This is a genomic window from Chryseobacterium shigense, assembly GCF_014207845.1.
GTDB classification, from domain to species: Bacteria; Bacteroidota; Bacteroidia; order Flavobacteriales; family Weeksellaceae; genus Chryseobacterium; species Chryseobacterium shigense_A.
The window spans coordinates 65,692-81,895 of the sequence record NZ_JACHLC010000003.1 but is presented as its reverse complement, the minus strand read 5'-3'; the positions used below and the strand labels follow the sequence as shown (position 1 = coordinate 81,895).

The window sequence follows — 16,204 nt, the reverse complement described above, 5'->3', positions numbered from 1 at the left end:
AATTTGTTATTTAAATAATTTTAATACTCTACTAGGATGAAGAGATATATGAGTTTTATAGCTGTTGTTTTTTCAATAATGGCTTTTGCACAACAGGGAAAGCTGAGAAAAGTAGCTACTGTTGGTTTTTTGAATGTGGAAAACCTTTGGGACACCATCCGTTCTGCAGATTATATTGACGGGACGAAAGATATCCGCAATCCCGCTTTTCACCGAAGTATTCCTATTGACTCCATCCGGTTTTTAGAAGCAGAAAAATATGAAGGCCCCTGGAGTGATGGCGCCTTAAAAGGTAAAAAAGTCGTAAGATACCAAGGCGGCTCCGAAGAATTTACTCCAAACAGCGGTAAAAATTACAACACTAAAGTTTATAAAGCAAAGCTTGCCAATGAAGCCAAAGTAATTTCTGAACTGGGTGCACAATATACCAAAACTGCTCCTGCCGTAGTTGGACTTATTGAAGTTGAAAACAGACAGGTTATTGAAGACCTGGTAAAGCAGCCTGTTCTTGCCAAATACGATTACGGAATCATTCATTACAATTCTTATGATTACAGAGGAATTGATGTGGCTTTAATCTATCAGAAAAGAAGATTCACCCCAACCAATTCATTGAAAAAAGAATTAAAAGTTTTCGGTGATGACGGCAGAAGAGAATACACAAGGGATATTCTGGTAGTAACCGGTTTCCTTGATAATGAAAAAGTAGCGTTCTTTATGAACCACTGGCCTTCAAGAAGAGGGGGTGAAGCCGTTTCATTACCTAAAAGAAATGCGGCTGCCGCTCTACTTAAACAGCAAATGGACAGCATAAGAACTGCAGATCCTTCCACTAAGCTTTTTGCTATGGGTGACTTCAATGATGATCCTGTAAGCTCCAGTTTTAAAAATTATCTGAAAGCTGCCGGAAATCCTAAAGACCTTAGTGAAACTACGCCATATCTTAATCTAATGTATCCTTTGTACAAAAAAGGGATTGCTTCTCTTGCTTATCAGGATGCTCCTAACCTTTTCGACCAGATCATTGTATCCAAAAATGTGATATCTGATCAGGTTACAAAAGAATATTCCGTATACAAAGCAGAAATCTTTGCTCCACCTTATTTAGTGAACAAGGAAGGAAGCTACAAAGGCTACCCTTTCAGATCGTGGGACGGCGACCGGTTTACAGGTGGATACAGTGACCACTTTCCGGCATTTGTAGTTCTTCAGAAAGAACCATAAAATTAACTTAGGCACTCATTTTGAGTGCTTATTTTTTATACAATGTATTTATTATGAAAAACCTTATTCTATTATTTTTCTTCGCATTGATCCCTTTCAGCTGTTTTTCCCAGAACAGTCCTAAGAAAGAGGAAGAAAAATCAGAAATGAAGCCTTCCAAGAATGAAGACGGAGAATGGGACCTTACCGTTATCGATACCCAATTCGATTATTTTCTGAATGCAGTAGCCAAACCTATAAGTCAGTATTCAGAATCTTACCTGAAAACAAAAAATTCCTTCCTTGTCTCTGAATGGAATTCCTACTATAGTTCAGGAAAATACAGGAATATTATAGAGTCCGGAATAGATTATGATTCAAGAGAGAATTACGGGATTAAATTCGAATATAAGCTTTACCAGGTTTTCGCATACGTAAGCTGGAAGTATGGACTGAAAATGAATGGACTGTCCGGAAGTGATGCCGCGAGGTAAAATGTTTTTAATTTAATTATGTCTTCAATAAAAAAGGTTCAGAATTTCTTCTGAACCTTTTATTTTTATAATAGCTGAAAATTATTTGTTGAATAATTCCTCCACTTTATCCCAGTTTACCACATCAAAGAATGCAGAAACATAATCAGGTCTTCTGTTCTGGTAGTTTAAATAATAAGCATGCTCCCAAACATCCAGTCCTAAAACCGGAGTTCCTTTAACATCTGCAACAGGCATTAACGGGTTATCCTGGTTTGGTGTAGAAGAAACGGATACGGAACCGTCTGCATTTTTAACCAACCAAGCCCATCCTGAACCGAACCTTGTTTTAGCAGCCTCAGAAAAATCAGTTTTGAATTTTTCAAGACCTCCGTAATTTTCAATTGCAGCTTTTACGTTTCCTACAGGCTCTTTGCTTCCGCCCGGAGTTAAAATTTCCCAGAATAAAGAGTGGTTGAAATGTCCTCCTCCATTATTTCTTACTGCTGGCTTGTCAGTTCCTGTCTGGCAGATCTCTTCTATAGTTTTTCCCGCCAGCTCAGTTCCATCAATTGCTTTATTTAGATTGTCAATATATGCCTGGTGATGTTTTGTATGGTGGATTTCCATAGTTCTTGCATCAATAGTAGGCTCCAATGCATCGTATGCATATCCTAGTTTAGGTAATTCAAATGACATAATTTTTATTTTTAATGTTATATCCAAATTTAGCCAATATTTAAGCTATTATCAAAAACTGGGGATTACTTTAATAAATCTTTAACATTGATATATTGATTTAGAATGAATTAATTTTTTTTAAAACAAATAATAAAAGACAAATTATTGTGGTATAGAATTCATCTTAAAGTTTTTTATCGTAAAGTCTAATTTTTAATAGTGTATATTTTAAGCATACAAAGGAAAAATCAATCTTCGATTGATCGGAATAAGCGTTCTTATTATCCAGTCGCTTAATCAACAGCGAAGCCGGAATCTTTGCTTTTTTTTTACTTTAAAGTAATACGGTTTGAATGTAAAACTTTGCGTTAAGAACCTTTTAGGAACTACACTTCATATCTTACTATAAACTGTAATAAATAAAAAGCACGAAGAATAATCTCCGTGCTTTCTTTAACAAACAATTAAATTAATCTATTTATTCATAGACATCAGGAATTCTTCATTATTTAAAGTTCCTCTGATGTTTTTATTTACAAATTCCATGGCTTCTACAGGGTTCATTTCAGAAAGATATTTTCTTAAAATCCACATTCTCTGTGAAGTAACTTCATCTAAAAGAAGATCATCTCTACGTGTGCTTGAAGCTACAAGATCTATTGCAGGATAAATTCTTCTGTTTGCAATCTTTCTGTCCAGCTGAAGTTCCATATTACCTGTTCCTTTGAATTCTTCAAAAATCACTTCATCCATTTTGGAACCGGTATCAATTAAGGCTGTAGCAATAATAGTCAGTGAACCGCCACCTTCAATTTTTCTGGCTGCCCCGAAGAACCTTTTCGGTTTATGAAGCGCATTTGCATCCACACCACCGGAAAGCACTTTTCCTGATGCAGGGGTAACAGTATTATAAGCTCTTGCCAATCTCGTAATTGAATCCAGTAAAATTACTACATCGTGTCCGCATTCAACCATTCTCTGAGCTTTTGCCAGAACAAGATTGGCCACTTTTACGTGTTTGTCTGCGGCTTCGTCAAATGTAGAAGCAATTACCTCAGCATTTACGCTTCTTTCCATATCGGTAACCTCTTCAGGACGTTCGTCAATCAGAAGGACCATCATATATACTTCAGGATGATTGGATGCAATAGAATTGGCAATATCCTTAAGCAGCATGGTCTTACCTGTTTTCGGCTGTGCTACAATCATTGCTCTCTGTCCTTTTCCGATTGGCGCAAACAGATCTACAATTCTTGTAGACATGGTAGAATTATTTCCTGCCAGATTAAATTTCTCTTCAGGGAAAAGTGGAGTTAAATATTCGAATGCAACACGGTCTTTGATGAAAGCAAGATCACGTCCGTTAACTTCCGTAGGCTTTAATAATGAAAAATATTTTTCACCTTCTTTCGGAAGTCTTACAATTCCTTTAACGGTGTCTCCTGTTTTCAGACCAAAATTTCTGATCTGTGCAGTAGAAACATATACATCATCAGGAGAAGAGATATAACTGAAATCTGATGAACGAAGGAATCCGTAGTTATCCGGAAGGATCTCTAAAACGCCTTCAATACTTACCATTCCATCGAAATTGAATTCTTTTCTCTGTTCGGAATGATGCTCCTCCACCTTTTCAGCATGCTGTCTGTGCTGATTTTGGTTTTGGTTAGGATTCTGGTTCTGATTTTGATTTTTATGCTGGTTTCCGCTGTTCTGCGGGTTATTGTGCCCTTTTGGGGATCTAGCCTGAGGTTGGGAAATATTCGGCTTTTCTTCTGGTGCTGCAGATTCCTGAGGTTCTGCATTCTTTGGAGCTTCTGCTCTTTCCTGTGGAGTATCTGTATTGCCTGTGTTGGCTGCTACTCTTTTTCTTTTTTTCTTAGCCTGTCCGGGGTTGTTTTCTTCAGGAGTTACAACAACTGTTTCCGTTTTTGGCTCTTCCTGTTTTGTTTCTTCCTGCCTTGCTTCTTTAGCAGCGGGCACCTTTTGTTCTGCTGTTTCGTCAGCTTTGGGGCTTTCTTCAACCGGTGCTTTTACTTCTGCTTTAGGTTTGGCAGGTTGTCTTTTAGGCGCTGCTTTTTTTACAGGAGCCTTGGCAGGTTTTTCTGCCGGTTTTTCTTCAGTATTCATACTGGTTTCTGTGGCGTTGAAATAATCTTTTGCAACTTTAGGGTTAGAAGCCTGAAAGTCAAGAACGGCAAAGATCTTATCATTATCATTGCTGTTTCTAGCAACTTTAACGCCTAAATCTTTTAAGATTTTAGTCAGTTCCGTTACGGATTTTGACCTTAACGTTTCTATGTTAAACATACTTAATGTAAAAATGTAATTAATTGTGAGTAAGAAAAGTAAGTCCGGCGACTTTTGTTTTCAAGTACATATGTATAATGCAAATCTACACTTATTTTTGAATTGTGCAAAATTTATGTTATTTTTGCCTCGCATTTAATAATCAATGTTACAAAGAATACAGACTATATGGACCCTTCTGGCAGTTTTAGCTGCTGTTTTCCTTTTCATTACGGGACAGGATGTTGACGTTTTTAGCAATATTCCGGTGATTAATATTGGCTGTATTGCACTTGTTTTGGTAGGAGCATTGAGTATTTTCAGCTTTAAGAACAGAAAAAGACAAATTTTGCTGAATACGTTCAGCATCATTATAAACGTTTTGTTGATTGGTGTATTGGCGTACTGGTTACTAAACTTATCCGGAGGAATTCAGATTCCTGAGAAGGGTATTGAGCCGGTTTTTTCATTGATTGCGGTAATTTGTCTGCTTATTGCAAACATATACATCCGCAGAGATGAAAGGCTCGTAAAATCTGTAGACAGACTTCGATAGCCTTACAACGATTTTTTGAGTGAGAACAGTTCCGAAAGGAGCTGTTTTTTGTTATAGCCTGATTTTTTTAACGCAAAGGTTCATATTTAAACCGTATTATTTTAAGTAAGGCAAAGATGCCGGCTACGCCGTTGATTAAGCGGCTGGATAATACGAACGCTTATTCAATCAATCTTTGATTGATTTTTCCTTTGCATTCTTAGAATATTCATTACTAAAATTAAACTTTGCGTTAAAAATTTTATAAAGCTCAATAAAACAAGTTATTATTCCGCTCAACAACTTAAAACTTTTTGATGATAGTTTTTACTTTAAAAATTAATTTATACCATTTCATGCAACATTTCCGTTAAGAATACGACTGATCTTGTAAATTGTATCAAAAAATGAAAAAACTAACCTATCTTACCCTGTCATTCTTTTCAGCATTTACATTTGCACAGGAAGTTTCAAAAGAAAGAGTTACCACAATACTTTCCACTTTGGCTTCGGATGAAATGAAGGGCCGCGAGATCGGGACACCGGAAAATGATAAGGCGGCAGAATACATCGCGACACTTTTTAAAGAAAACAACCTTGAATACTGTACCGGAAATTCTTACCTGATCCCTTTTGATTATAAAGGAAAGAAAGCCTATAATGTATGTGGTATCAAAAAAGGGAAAACGGATAAATACTTAGGATTCTCCGGACACTTTGATCATATCGGAACGAGTGATAAAACCGGCGATAATATTTATAACGGCGCAGATGATGATGCAAGCGGAATTACCGCCTTAACAGGTATTGCCGATTATTTCAAAAATAAGAAATCTGATTTCTCAATGGTATTTATGGCTTTCAACGGCGAAGAGAAGGGAATGCTTGGCTCAAAAGCTATTTCTACAGACACCAATCTGGACAAAATATATAATAATATGACCGCACTTTTCAATTTTGAGATGGTAGCAACAGAATCTCAGTTCGGGAAAAATGCATTATTTATGACAGGTGATGAGTTTTCTGATTTCGATGAGCTTTTTAATAAATATGCGGCGAACGGTTTAAAAATAAATTCCGATCCTTATGCAGCACAAAAATTATTTTACAGATCAGATAATGTAAGTTTTGTAAAGAAAAAGATCATTGCCCACTCATTCTCCACGGTTGATATGACGAAAGCTTCCCATTACCATAATGAAGATGACGATATGCATGTGGTAGATTTTGATAATTTAACAGCCATCATCAATAATGTTGGAAAAACTTTAGAAAAACTGACTCCACAGAATTTCACCCCGAAATACAACGACAAAGTAAAATATTAGATAATTGTAATAAACCGCTGTAATGGCGGTTTATTTTGTATCCTGACCGTTATTACAACTAAAAATTAAACAAACGTTTGTAACAAAATAACATCTATTGAAACATATTAATTAAAGTAAAACAGGATTAAGAACGTCTTTTCCTTTAATTTTACGTAATTTTGCTATCCAATTTTTCATTGAATGAAACCATTACAAAGAATACTTTATTTCGCGAAACCGCATCAAAAATACCTTTTCGGAAGTATGTTTTTCAATATCCTGTACTCCTTACTTAATATCTTATCTGTAGGAACTATGCTTCCTATTTTGGGATTAATGTTCGGTACTATTGAAAAACAGTCAAAAGAACCGGTATGGAGCGGAGCTTTCGGTGATTATTTCAATTATATTAAGGATAAAGCATACTATTTTGTACAGACACAGATTGATCAGCATGGTGCTGTTTATGTACTTGCTGTGCTTTGTGCAATTACCGGAGTTTCATTTTTATTGAGAAATATTTTCAGGTATATAGGAGCTTTTCTTTTGGTTAATTACCGTGTGGGTATTACAAGAGACCTCCGTACTGCAATGTATAACAAATTCTTACAGCTTCCGGTTTCGTTCTTTACCGAACAGAGAAAGGGAGATATGATGTCCAGAATTTCCAATGATATCGGAGGAGTGGAAGGTGGAATTATGGGGGTATTGGTAGATATCATCAACGCCCCGTTCATGATTATCTCTTCTTTGATTGCCTTATTTCTACTGTCTCCTCAGCTGACCCTTTTTTCACTGGTTGTTTTCCCTGTTATGGGCTTACTGATCTCATGGACAGGAAAAAGCTTAAAAAAACAGGCCCATTATGCCCAGGCTGAGCTCGGAAATCTTTTCTCGCTGGTAGATGAAACTTTAAAATCTTCCAAAGTGATCAAGATCTTCAATGCAGATAAGATCCTTAAAAACAGGTTCAACGAAACAACGACCAACTGGCAAAATTTCGCTATAGACATGAGCCGAAAAAGAGAACTTGCATCTCCTATGAGCGAATTCCTTGGTTCTATCACCATTCTTATTATTACCTGGTATGCGGGAACTCAGATTTTAGAGGAACAGACTATGAAGCCTCAGGCTTTCCTTGTTTTCATCGGAATGTTTTTCCAGATCCTGGACCCTGCCAAAAAACTTTCCAGCGCAATTTCTTCTATTCAGGGAGGAATGGCAAGTTTGGAAAGAGTGGCTGAAGTTCTTGACTATGATTTAAAAGTGGAAGAAATTGCAGAGCCGGTTTCCATTTCTACATTAAATAACCAGATTGAATTCAAAAACATTGGATTCTATTATGATAAAGATAATGTTATCCTTAAAAATTTCTCGCTGATTATTCCAAAAGGAAAAACCATAGCCCTTGTAGGACAGAGCGGAAGCGGGAAAACTACAATTGCCAATCTTTTAGCAAGATTCTATGATGTAAATGAGGGTGAAATTTTAATTGACGGAACAGATATCAAGCATTTAAAATTAAAAGAATACCGTCAGCTTCTGGGAATGGTAACCCAGGAGTCCGTATTATTCAATGATTCTGTGTATAACAATATACTGATGGGTAAACCTGAGGCTACGAAAGAAGAAGTCATTGAGGCAGCAAAAATTGCCAATGCTGACAACTTTATCTCAAATCTTCCTGAAGGTTACGACTCCAATATCGGTGATGACGGAAATAAGCTTTCCGGAGGCCAGAAACAGAGGGTTTCCATTGCCAGAGCCGTATTGAAAAACCCTCCGGTGATGATCCTGGATGAAGCAACTTCTGCCCTGGATACAGAATCCGAAAGGTTCGTTCAGGATGCCCTGGATAAAATGATGGAAAACAGAACATCCCTGGTTATTGCCCACAGGCTTTCAACGATCCAGAAAGCAGACTGGATTGTAGTAATGGAGAAAGGAATTGTAGTGGAACAGGGAACACACCATGATCTTATTGCCAAAAAAGGGATGTACCACAAACTGGTGGAGCTTCAGAATTTCGACTAATCATTTATTGAATACATTCAGTAATGAATCCTATACAAGAGTATTTCTACAGAATCGCAGAGCCTGAAAGAAGTACTCTTTTGTTTTTAAGAAAAATGATCCTGGAATCCGATCCCGATCATATTACGGAAACGTTCAGTTTTGGACTGCCTTTTTTCAAGTATAAAAAGAAAATGCTCTGCTACATCTATTACAGTAAAAAATACAGACAGCATTACATAAGCTTTTATCACGGTGATAAACTCAATTATCCTGAACTGCTTCAGGAAGGCAGAAAGAAATTTAAAATCCTTTTGATTGACATGGAAAAGGATTTGCCTGTTTCTTTCATTATGAATGTTATTGATGATGTAAAGCAGTATATTTAACCCTGTTTTCCGAAGCGCTTTTCCTGAATACGGTCATATGTTTTTACATAATCCGGGTTTTCAGTTTTCATGATCTTATCCCAGAATCTAAAATACAGCCCGTAATTTCCTTTAAATTTATTATGATGTAAATTATGGTAAACGGAGGTATTGAATATTGTAAAGAGAAATGAATTCCTCAGCCATTTTGGAGCAATCTCGTACCCTAAATGTCCATAAATATTAATCATCAGAGAGCTTACAATAAATATGTAAATACTGATAAAATGTAAAGGGATGATAAAGAGTAAAATAGGGACAATTAATCCTTCTGCAATAGCTTCTGCCATATGAAATGAATAAGCAGCGAAAGGACTGGGATTTGTAGATTTATGATGGATAAGATGCACATATTTAAAGATCTTTTTATGATGCAGGATCCTGTGCATCCAGTAAAAATAGGTATCATGGATGAATAATCCCACAAAAGTACTTCCCACCAGCCAGTATAAAGAGTAGTCGTTAATATCTCTGTAGAGTTTGGTATACTGGTTCAGGAAGCTGTGAGTTACCAGCAGAATTAAAAGCGCCATTACAAAAGTTGAAATCACGGAATGAAAAATCTCTCTTATAACGTCTTCCTTTTTAATTTCTTTCTGCTGAATTTTAGCATTGTAAAGTGTTCTTTTAAACATGATATAGCATAACCAGTAGCATAATCCTGCAAAGAAAAAATAATACAGAAGGTTTGTGGAGCCTAAATCAAAAAAATCTTTCAGATGTTTCATAAATTCTTTATTAAAAATATAAAACACCAATGTTATTTTGACATCGGTGTTTTATGTATCATTTGTGTTTTATAATCTTAAATTATCGGGAATTACAGCAGCAATATTATTGCGTATTTATTCCGTTGGTTTCCGCCTGTTTAATTGCCCATGCAAGCATATTGGCAAATAGTATGGAGTTCTGCACCTGCATACTTCCTGTTGAATAACCGTTACCGGCAGATCCATAAGTGCTTTTCTGTACCGGGAAATACCCTCCTGAGCTTGGAGCAACAAACGGCTCTATTGTATTGCTTGGATATTGATTTCCGTTTGCATTTTCATTACTCAGGAATCCACCATCTCCAAACCAGATGAAATTCAATGATGCATGTCTTAATCCTGAAATTCCGGTTCTTGAAGTTGTATCGTTTATAGGCTGAGCATAGCTATATGGAATAAAACCACTTGTTAAGCCTGATATATTTATCGTTGTGGAAGCATCTTCCCCCCAGTTTTTCCCTCTTACATCACCAAATGGCCCGTTTAGTACCGGATCGTTCGTGTTTACAAGGGCATATACAGAACCTGCACCATTTCCATTATTGGCAGAGATTGTAGGGTCTGAGAAGATTGCACGCATTACATTTCGGGAAGAAGGGGAATCATCTTCAAATGCAATTACTACTCCTTTACTGTTCAAATAATTTGCTAAATATCCTGCGGCAGTTGCATCCGGTGTATATGGATATCCTAAAATTACGATGTCCGGCTTGGTATTTAATGCTGTTAATAATGTTGCATTTGAAGGATTGGATCCCAATGAGGTATGAGTATATCCTCCTGATTTCACAATACTTGATGCTGTAGTTCCGAAATTGGTAGGAGAATCCATCAGGCTTCTTGATGGCCCTGTGAAAGCACTGTATCCGTAAGCTGTTTCAGCACCAATATGCAGAACTTTCTTTACAGGAATTGTAATTACTACAGTTACGTTACACGTAGCAGCACCATCTGCACTGTTAGATGTTATAGTTAACACTTTATCTGCAGTAGAGGTAGGAGTACCTGTCCCTGATAATGTGATATTCTGATTTCCGGTCGCTGTAAATGTACCTGATCCGCTAAAAGAAATTCCATCTACCGTGTTGGTTGTTACAGAATAGCTTCCAAGAGAAGTTACAACCACCGGCAATGTTATGGTATTAGTAGCTGTTAAAGCTGTACCTTTTGTATATACTCCATTAACGACAGCACTACCACAAGACATAGAATATGTCCCGGCTGAACTCAATACGTTAACAGTAACCGAACATCCTGCACTTACACCATTTGCTGAAAGCTGTACTGCATCTGCCTGTACCGCACCCGGTATTCCCTGACCAGGAACCTGTACCGTCTGAACCCCTGTGTTTAAGAAAACACCGGTACCATAAAAATTATACCCATTCGTAGTTGTTCCTGTAATGGTATAATTTCCGATTTTGGTAACATTTACCTTAACACTAAGATAATTGGAAGCTGTAAGCTCTTTACCCTGGATATAAGTCCCCATTGCTTTGGTTCCTGAACAATCCACTGTAAAAACAGACTTTCCTATCTGTCCGCAGACACTCTTCCATTCATTATCCGCAAGGCTCCAGTAATTATAACAATCTTCACTTGTATTGAAAATGGTAAGTCCGTCGTCCTTTGCAGGGTTTATTACAATCGTATTTCTTTGTGTTTCCGTGAGGCGGGGAATAAGAATACCCTTGTTATTACTTCCGGAAACCACATCCAGAACACTGTTTGCATTGGGAGAAGCAGTATTAATCCCTACTGCACCATTATTGCTTTGCGAGTAAAACTCTCCAAAAACAAGAAGCAAAGCCAGAAGCATTGTCCGGATTTGAATTTTTGTAGATTTTGTCATCATTGTTGTAAATTTTAGCATTTGTTGTTTTTATGTTGTTTTTAACTTTCTATTTTCGCTTTTCAAAAAATCACAGATTCTGAAAATCTTTGTGATCTTAACAAGGTGCAAAGTTATTTACAGCAATACTACATCGCTAAAATAGGGCTACGCAATACTACTCACGCGTAGAGAAACTCATGACAACAGCTATATCTTGAGTATAAAGTTATTGATGTTAATATCTGACGGAATATCCAATTTCTTTCTTATTCTGTACTTTCTGCTTTCAATAGCTCTCACGCTGCTATTGGTACACAAAGCAATTTTTTTAGTATCAAAATTAAGTCTCATTAATGCGCAGATATGTATTTCGGAACTGATAAGTCCGGAATTGATCTTTAAAAGACTGGGCATAAAATCCGGAAAATACATCTGAAACCTCTCAAGAAAAAGAGGTGAATCTATATCTGCCAGCTCCAGAATATCGGCAATATTATCTTCTGTCAGGTTATTGCTGATAATCTGCTGCTTCATCAGTTCATTATTTACTTTCACCAAATCCTCAATCGTTGAGTCTTTAATTTCCGTCTCCCTTATTAAACCATTGATAAGCTTATCTTTCTGGTAAATAAAGAATGCATCTATCAAAAATGTAGTGATGGAAAAAATAATATTCAGGAGACGTATTATTTTAAAATCCGCCTCTTTTATATAGCCGCTTCTTGGCACAAAATTCAATTCCAGAACTAAACAGCCGATAAAGTTCAATGCAATAATGATTACGGTAAGCAATATCAGATGATAATCTTCTTCGTAATTGAAAAAGAACGGCAATGCAAACAGAAGTGAAAAATAGAAATACTCAACTCCCCCACTTCTTGAGGTGTATATATAGAAAAAGCTGACTATAAGTGTAAGGATGATAAAAATCGTAATGATGACTGCTTTTAGAATTTTTTTGAATCTGCTGATTTTCCCTTTAAGGAAGATCAAAAAAAACCAGAAAAAAGTAAGAAAAATAAGAAATGTAGAACTCACTGCGTCCCCAAAGAAAAGGACAATAAATACGGAGTAAAATAAAAACAGTAAAAAGAGAAATATAAGATAGCGGTTGATCAGCATTATATAATTATGATCGAAATTATTATCAACCATTTCATTTTCACCATTGATTATTTTAGAAATTTTGTTTATCATATTCTAATAACGTTTAAAATGTGAATACATTAAAATACACAGGTAGCTATTTGAATATATAAATGTAGGAAATATTAAGATTTGATTTTACAAAATATTTAGACAATTAGATATTTTTAACATACAATTAAAAATATAATCATTAAACATGAAGTAAAACAGCAAACAAAACACTCTTATGTGATAAAATCAAAAAACACCGATAAGGATGAGAAAAGTTTTCAGGCATGAAAATTTCAGGCATCAGAAAATCTGCTCAATGGAATAATGGTAATAAAATGCTTTGGATGTTTAAGAAAAAACGGCTTAAACTTTGAAAATACGTTTCCACTTTGATATGGTGTTTCGGCTCATCCTGAAATGATTGGCCGTTTCCGTATTATTAAGCCTGTTTTTTTTCTGATATTCGAGGATACTGAAAATAGATTTACGGTCATAGGAACGAAGCTTTTGGCTTTCGGATTGTATTAAAAGCCCGGCTTCGCCAAAAATAAGCTTATTCAGTGTTATTATATCCATTACGCTGTTAATATTCTCTAATTTTCGTATAATTTTGAGATCATCAGCTTTATCCGGGAATTTTTCCTCTACAATATCAGTATATATTTGTTTATAATCCGGTCCCATATATTTATGCTTTTTTAATCCATGTGTGAAGAGTGGTTTTGGGTATTCTGTATTTCAGAATAACTTCGTTAACTGTCATTTCTTTACTGGCAATTTTTTCCAGTATAAAGCTTTTCACTTCTTCGGTATATATATTTTTTCTGAAAACAGGCAGGTTTTCTTTTTGATCAGTTTTTTTTGGAGGATTAGCCGGCGGAGCATAAAGAATCAAATGCGCACTGTATACCCTGAAGAAATTATACTCCAGCAATTTGCTCCATCTCAATAAATAAAAGGTATCAATACTGATTTGCTCATACATACCCTCAATTTCTTCCTCACTACACTTCATAAATTTTTCGATCCGGGCAACAGGCATCTGGAGCTCATTAACCCTTTCATGTATAAGTTTGCCTATGTGTATATCTTTTAAATTCATCCTTCATTTAGTTTTTACTTTGTTTGAAAAATAAACTATTATATTTCGTATGCAAAATTATCAACAACCCATATATTCCCCTTATAATAAACATACTCAATATTACGCACGAGTAGTAAAACTCATATCTGAAGGGCTTCAATGAATCAGAATAGCTCTAAACCATCAGCTTTATATTTAATAAACAAAAAAAGGAGAAAATTAAATTTTCTCCTTTTTATATCAATTTTATCGTGATTAATCTTTCATTCTGGCAATTACATCCAGACCTCCTTTTGTAATATCTCCGATCTTACAGATAATTTCTGTATCCAGGGGCAGAAACACATCCATTCTCGACCCGAATTTAATGAACCCGAACTCATGCCCGGCTTTTGCCTGATCTCCCTCATTGCAGTAGAAAACAATTCTTCTGGCCACATATCCCGCAATCTGCCTGAATACTACCTGATGATTTGTTGCTGTTTCCACAGCTACCGTAGTTCTTTCGTTCTCCGTAGATGACTTTTCATGCCATGCCACAAGATATTTCCCGGGATGATATTTTTTATAGATTACTTTTCCGGAAACCGGATATCTGCAGATATGAACATTAAGCGGTGACATAAAGATAGAAACCTGGATAGCTTTACCTTTAACAAACTCGGTCTCTTCCACTTCTTTAATCATTACTACCTTTCCGTCTACAGGAGCAATTACATTTTCTCTGTGCTCAAGTATATCACGGGCCGGAACCCTGAAAAACCAAAATACCAGGCTGTAAACCACTAATAACGGCATAATAATTAGTAACGACCACATTTTAAGAAAATAGATAGCCAGCACGCTTATGATAATAAACAGTATTGTTGCTACGGCAATCGTTCCTTTTGACTCCTTATGTAATTTCATGAGATTAAATAAATTTTTCTAAAATAAAGTACAAATATACGACAGGAACGCAGATTAAAAAACTGTCCAGCCTGTCCAGCACCCCTCCATGCCCCGGAATGATGTTTCCGCTGTCTTTCACCCCGAAATTTCTTTTCAGCTGGCTTTCTACAAGATCCCCAAGCGGAGCAAATGCCGCAACCAGGAAACCTACTACCATCCAGTTCCCGCGAAGTTCGGGCTGATACTGCTCTATAAAGTAGGATAAAACTAACGTTAAGACCACTCCTCCTGCATATCCTTCCCAGGTTTTCTTTGGAGAGATTTTCGGGGCCATTTTATGCTTTCCGAAAAATTTACCGGTAAGATAAGCAAAGGTATCGCTGCTCCAGATCAGAATGAATAAAAATATAACTTCCAGTGAGAATGTTCCTTCCATACCGGAAAATTTAGGCAGACCTAAAGCAAAACTGAAAGGAAGGGCAACATAGATTACTGTAAAAATCAGTTTTCCGCTGTCGAAATATAATTCGTTGGGATATTTGAATAAAGTAACCACAGCAATAACAATCAGGGAAATTGCAAGTATTTCATTCAGCCTGAAATCGAAAAAGAAATCATGATTGAAATATCTTTTGGAAAAAACGTAGTAGATAAAAATAACCAGCGGAAGTACGATCCATTTCTCATACCCTCTGCCAAATTTCATGATTTTAATACATTCCCATGTACCTACCAGCAGTAAAAGAGTAATCAGTCCGTGGTACAGATATTCCTGCCTGATAAGGTCCGGATGAATCTTGTTGATGAGCTGTGCGCCCAGCGGTGTTGTGCAAAGAATGATAACGGCAACATAAACAAGCCCGGAAATGGTTCTCTGAATAAGGTTTTTGTCCAAAATGTAAAATTTATAAGTTGATGCTTAATCTTCAAGCAGCAATAAAAACAGTTTTGTATTCGTATGGGAAGAAGTATCCAAACTCGACTGTCCTCCACTGATGGAAGTAAGGTTTTTGATATTTCCGTTCCTTTTTATCTTCCCCATCGCATCATTAAGGTTGTTCACAATCTGTGATACATTGGCCATAATAATAATTTTCCCGGGAAGCCTTGAAGAATGATAGTGCAGAATATTGTTGTGCGAAAGCATGATCCTGCCGTCATATGCAATAAGATATTCGCAGGTAATGAGCGCGGCATCATTGGAATGTTCCATTTCGGGGGTAAAAGGTGTTTTTACTACATTTAAAAAGCTTTGAAGCTCTTTATCCCAGCAAAAAATATTACTGATCCCTTCTATTTTGATAATCTGGTTTAAAGTCTGTAAAGCTTCCGCTTCATCTGCACAATAGTTGAAGAATCCTCCCGAATGCGTAAATAATTGCGCAAACTTATAATCAAGATCCGCATTTTTCAGCGAATCCCCGAGCTTCTCCAGACTCTGTTTTTCTTCTTCCTCAGGCTGGTTGGTAAGTTTGTTTACAATCCTCTTGAATAAATTCAACTTAATCTATTTTTAGTCAACTTTATACAAAAATAGAAAATAAATTACAATA

General features: G+C 36.3%; 16 protein-coding genes. 6 read left to right on the top strand and 10 right to left on the bottom strand.

The window, feature by feature from the left end; translation table 11 throughout:
- The first annotated feature begins 36 nt into the window (after positions 1 to 36).
- Positions 37 to 1,224, top strand: a complete 1,188-nt coding sequence (locus tag HNP36_RS13165; RefSeq protein ID WP_184164301.1) for an endonuclease/exonuclease/phosphatase family protein — start codon at positions 37 to 39, stop codon at positions 1,222 to 1,224.
- Positions 1,225 to 1,277: 53 nt separating this feature from the next.
- A complete protein-coding gene (locus tag HNP36_RS13160) occupies positions 1,278 to 1,697 on the top strand; it encodes a DUF6146 family protein (RefSeq protein WP_184164298.1) in 420 nt (139 codons plus the stop codon).
- Positions 1,698 to 1,778: 81 nt separating this feature from the next.
- Here the strand turns inward: HNP36_RS13160 and HNP36_RS13155 are convergent, their stop codons facing one another.
- The gene (locus HNP36_RS13155; RefSeq protein WP_194304135.1) at positions 1,779 to 2,375 is read right to left on the bottom strand and encodes a superoxide dismutase; all 597 of its coding nucleotides are present in this window, start codon (positions 2,373 to 2,375) and stop codon (positions 1,779 to 1,781) included.
- A gap of 456 nt (positions 2,376 to 2,831) precedes the next feature.
- Positions 2,832 to 4,667 (bottom strand): transcription termination factor Rho, encoded by a 1,836-nt coding sequence (rho, locus tag HNP36_RS13150; protein ID WP_184164295.1) that lies wholly within the window; start codon positions 4,665 to 4,667, stop codon positions 2,832 to 2,834.
- A 145-nt stretch (positions 4,668 to 4,812) separates the two neighbouring features.
- Between rho and HNP36_RS13145 the strand changes: the two genes are divergently transcribed.
- From HNP36_RS13145 to HNP36_RS13130, 4 genes are all read left to right on the top strand, one after another.
- A complete protein-coding gene (locus HNP36_RS13145; RefSeq protein ID WP_184164292.1) occupies positions 4,813 to 5,202 on the top strand; it encodes a DUF4293 family protein in 390 nt (129 codons plus the stop codon).
- Between the two features lie 386 nt (positions 5,203 to 5,588).
- Positions 5,589 to 6,509 carry a M28 family metallopeptidase gene (locus HNP36_RS13140; protein WP_184164289.1) on the top strand — a complete coding sequence of 307 codons (921 nt, stop codon included), beginning with the start codon at positions 5,589 to 5,591 and terminating at the stop codon, positions 6,507 to 6,509.
- A 183-nt stretch (positions 6,510 to 6,692) separates the two neighbouring features.
- Positions 6,693 to 8,525 carry an ABC transporter ATP-binding protein gene (locus HNP36_RS13135; RefSeq protein WP_184164286.1) on the top strand — a complete coding sequence of 611 codons (1,833 nt, stop codon included), beginning with the start codon at positions 6,693 to 6,695 and terminating at the stop codon, positions 8,523 to 8,525.
- 23 nt (positions 8,526 to 8,548) lie between these two features.
- Complete coding sequence (locus tag HNP36_RS13130) at positions 8,549 to 8,893, top strand: DUF1801 domain-containing protein (RefSeq protein WP_184164282.1); 345 nt, start codon at positions 8,549 to 8,551, stop codon at positions 8,891 to 8,893.
- Here the strand turns inward: HNP36_RS13130 and HNP36_RS13125 are convergent.
- The 8 genes from HNP36_RS13125 to HNP36_RS13090 all read right to left on the bottom strand — a co-directional run bounded on the left by HNP36_RS13125 (position 8,890) and on the right by HNP36_RS13090 (position 16,152).
- Positions 8,890 to 9,660, bottom strand: a complete 771-nt coding sequence (locus HNP36_RS13125; protein WP_228456368.1) for a sterol desaturase family protein — start codon at positions 9,658 to 9,660, stop codon at positions 8,890 to 8,892. The two genes, HNP36_RS13130 and HNP36_RS13125, sit on opposite strands and share 4 nt — an antisense overlap.
- 106 nt (positions 9,661 to 9,766) lie before the next feature.
- Complete coding sequence (locus tag HNP36_RS13120) at positions 9,767 to 11,557, bottom strand: hypothetical protein (RefSeq protein WP_184164279.1); 1,791 nt, start codon at positions 11,555 to 11,557, stop codon at positions 9,767 to 9,769.
- Between the two features lie 186 nt (positions 11,558 to 11,743).
- A complete protein-coding gene (locus HNP36_RS13115; protein WP_184164276.1) occupies positions 11,744 to 12,733 on the bottom strand; it encodes a helix-turn-helix transcriptional regulator in 990 nt (329 codons plus the stop codon).
- Between the two features lie 306 nt (positions 12,734 to 13,039).
- The gene (locus HNP36_RS13110; RefSeq protein ID WP_184164273.1) at positions 13,040 to 13,360 is read right to left on the bottom strand and encodes a helix-turn-helix domain-containing protein; all 321 of its coding nucleotides are present in this window, start codon (positions 13,358 to 13,360) and stop codon (positions 13,040 to 13,042) included.
- Between the two features lie 4 nt (positions 13,361 to 13,364).
- Positions 13,365 to 13,778: a transposase gene (locus HNP36_RS13105; protein ID WP_184164270.1), complete on the bottom strand. Its 414-nt coding sequence runs from the start codon at positions 13,776 to 13,778 to the stop codon at positions 13,365 to 13,367.
- A 237-nt stretch (positions 13,779 to 14,015) separates the two neighbouring features.
- Positions 14,016 to 14,669 (bottom strand): phosphatidylserine decarboxylase family protein, encoded by a 654-nt coding sequence (locus HNP36_RS13100; RefSeq protein ID WP_184164267.1) that lies wholly within the window; start codon positions 14,667 to 14,669, stop codon positions 14,016 to 14,018.
- Between the two features lie 4 nt (positions 14,670 to 14,673).
- On the bottom strand, positions 14,674 to 15,546 hold the full coding sequence (locus HNP36_RS13095; protein ID WP_184164264.1) for a phosphatidate cytidylyltransferase: 873 nt from the start codon (positions 15,544 to 15,546) through the stop codon (positions 14,674 to 14,676).
- A 24-nt stretch (positions 15,547 to 15,570) separates the two neighbouring features.
- A complete protein-coding gene (locus HNP36_RS13090) occupies positions 15,571 to 16,152 on the bottom strand; it encodes an LUD domain-containing protein (RefSeq protein WP_184164261.1) in 582 nt (193 codons plus the stop codon).
- Positions 16,153 to 16,204: the final 52 nt, after the last annotated feature.

Coding starts and splice junctions, on each gene's coding strand:
- HNP36_RS13165 (WP_184164301.1), top strand. CDS start 37: ATGAAGAGATATATGAGTTTTATAGCTGTTGTTTTTTCAATAATGGCT.
- HNP36_RS13160 (WP_184164298.1), top strand. CDS start 1,278: ATGAAAAACCTTATTCTATTATTTTTCTTCGCATTGATCCCTTTCAGC.
- HNP36_RS13155 (WP_194304135.1), bottom strand. CDS start 2,375: ATGTCATTTGAATTACCTAAACTAGGATATGCATACGATGCATTGGAG.
- rho (WP_184164295.1), bottom strand. CDS start 4,667: ATGTTTAACATAGAAACGTTAAGGTCAAAATCCGTAACGGAACTGACT.
- HNP36_RS13145 (WP_184164292.1), top strand. CDS start 4,813: ATGTTACAAAGAATACAGACTATATGGACCCTTCTGGCAGTTTTAGCT.
- HNP36_RS13140 (WP_184164289.1), top strand. CDS start 5,589: ATGAAAAAACTAACCTATCTTACCCTGTCATTCTTTTCAGCATTTACA.
- HNP36_RS13135 (WP_184164286.1), top strand. CDS start 6,693: ATGAAACCATTACAAAGAATACTTTATTTCGCGAAACCGCATCAAAAA.
- HNP36_RS13130 (WP_184164282.1), top strand. CDS start 8,549: ATGAATCCTATACAAGAGTATTTCTACAGAATCGCAGAGCCTGAAAGA.
- HNP36_RS13125 (WP_228456368.1), bottom strand. CDS start 9,660: ATGAAACATCTGAAAGATTTTTTTGATTTAGGCTCCACAAACCTTCTG.
- HNP36_RS13120 (WP_184164279.1), bottom strand. CDS start 11,557: ATGATGACAAAATCTACAAAAATTCAAATCCGGACAATGCTTCTGGCT.
- HNP36_RS13115 (WP_184164276.1), bottom strand. CDS start 12,733: ATGATAAACAAAATTTCTAAAATAATCAATGGTGAAAATGAAATGGTT.
- HNP36_RS13110 (WP_184164273.1), bottom strand. CDS start 13,360: ATGGGACCGGATTATAAACAAATATATACTGATATTGTAGAGGAAAAA.
- HNP36_RS13105 (WP_184164270.1), bottom strand. CDS start 13,778: ATGAATTTAAAAGATATACACATAGGCAAACTTATACATGAAAGGGTT.
- HNP36_RS13100 (WP_184164267.1), bottom strand. CDS start 14,669: ATGAAATTACATAAGGAGTCAAAAGGAACGATTGCCGTAGCAACAATA.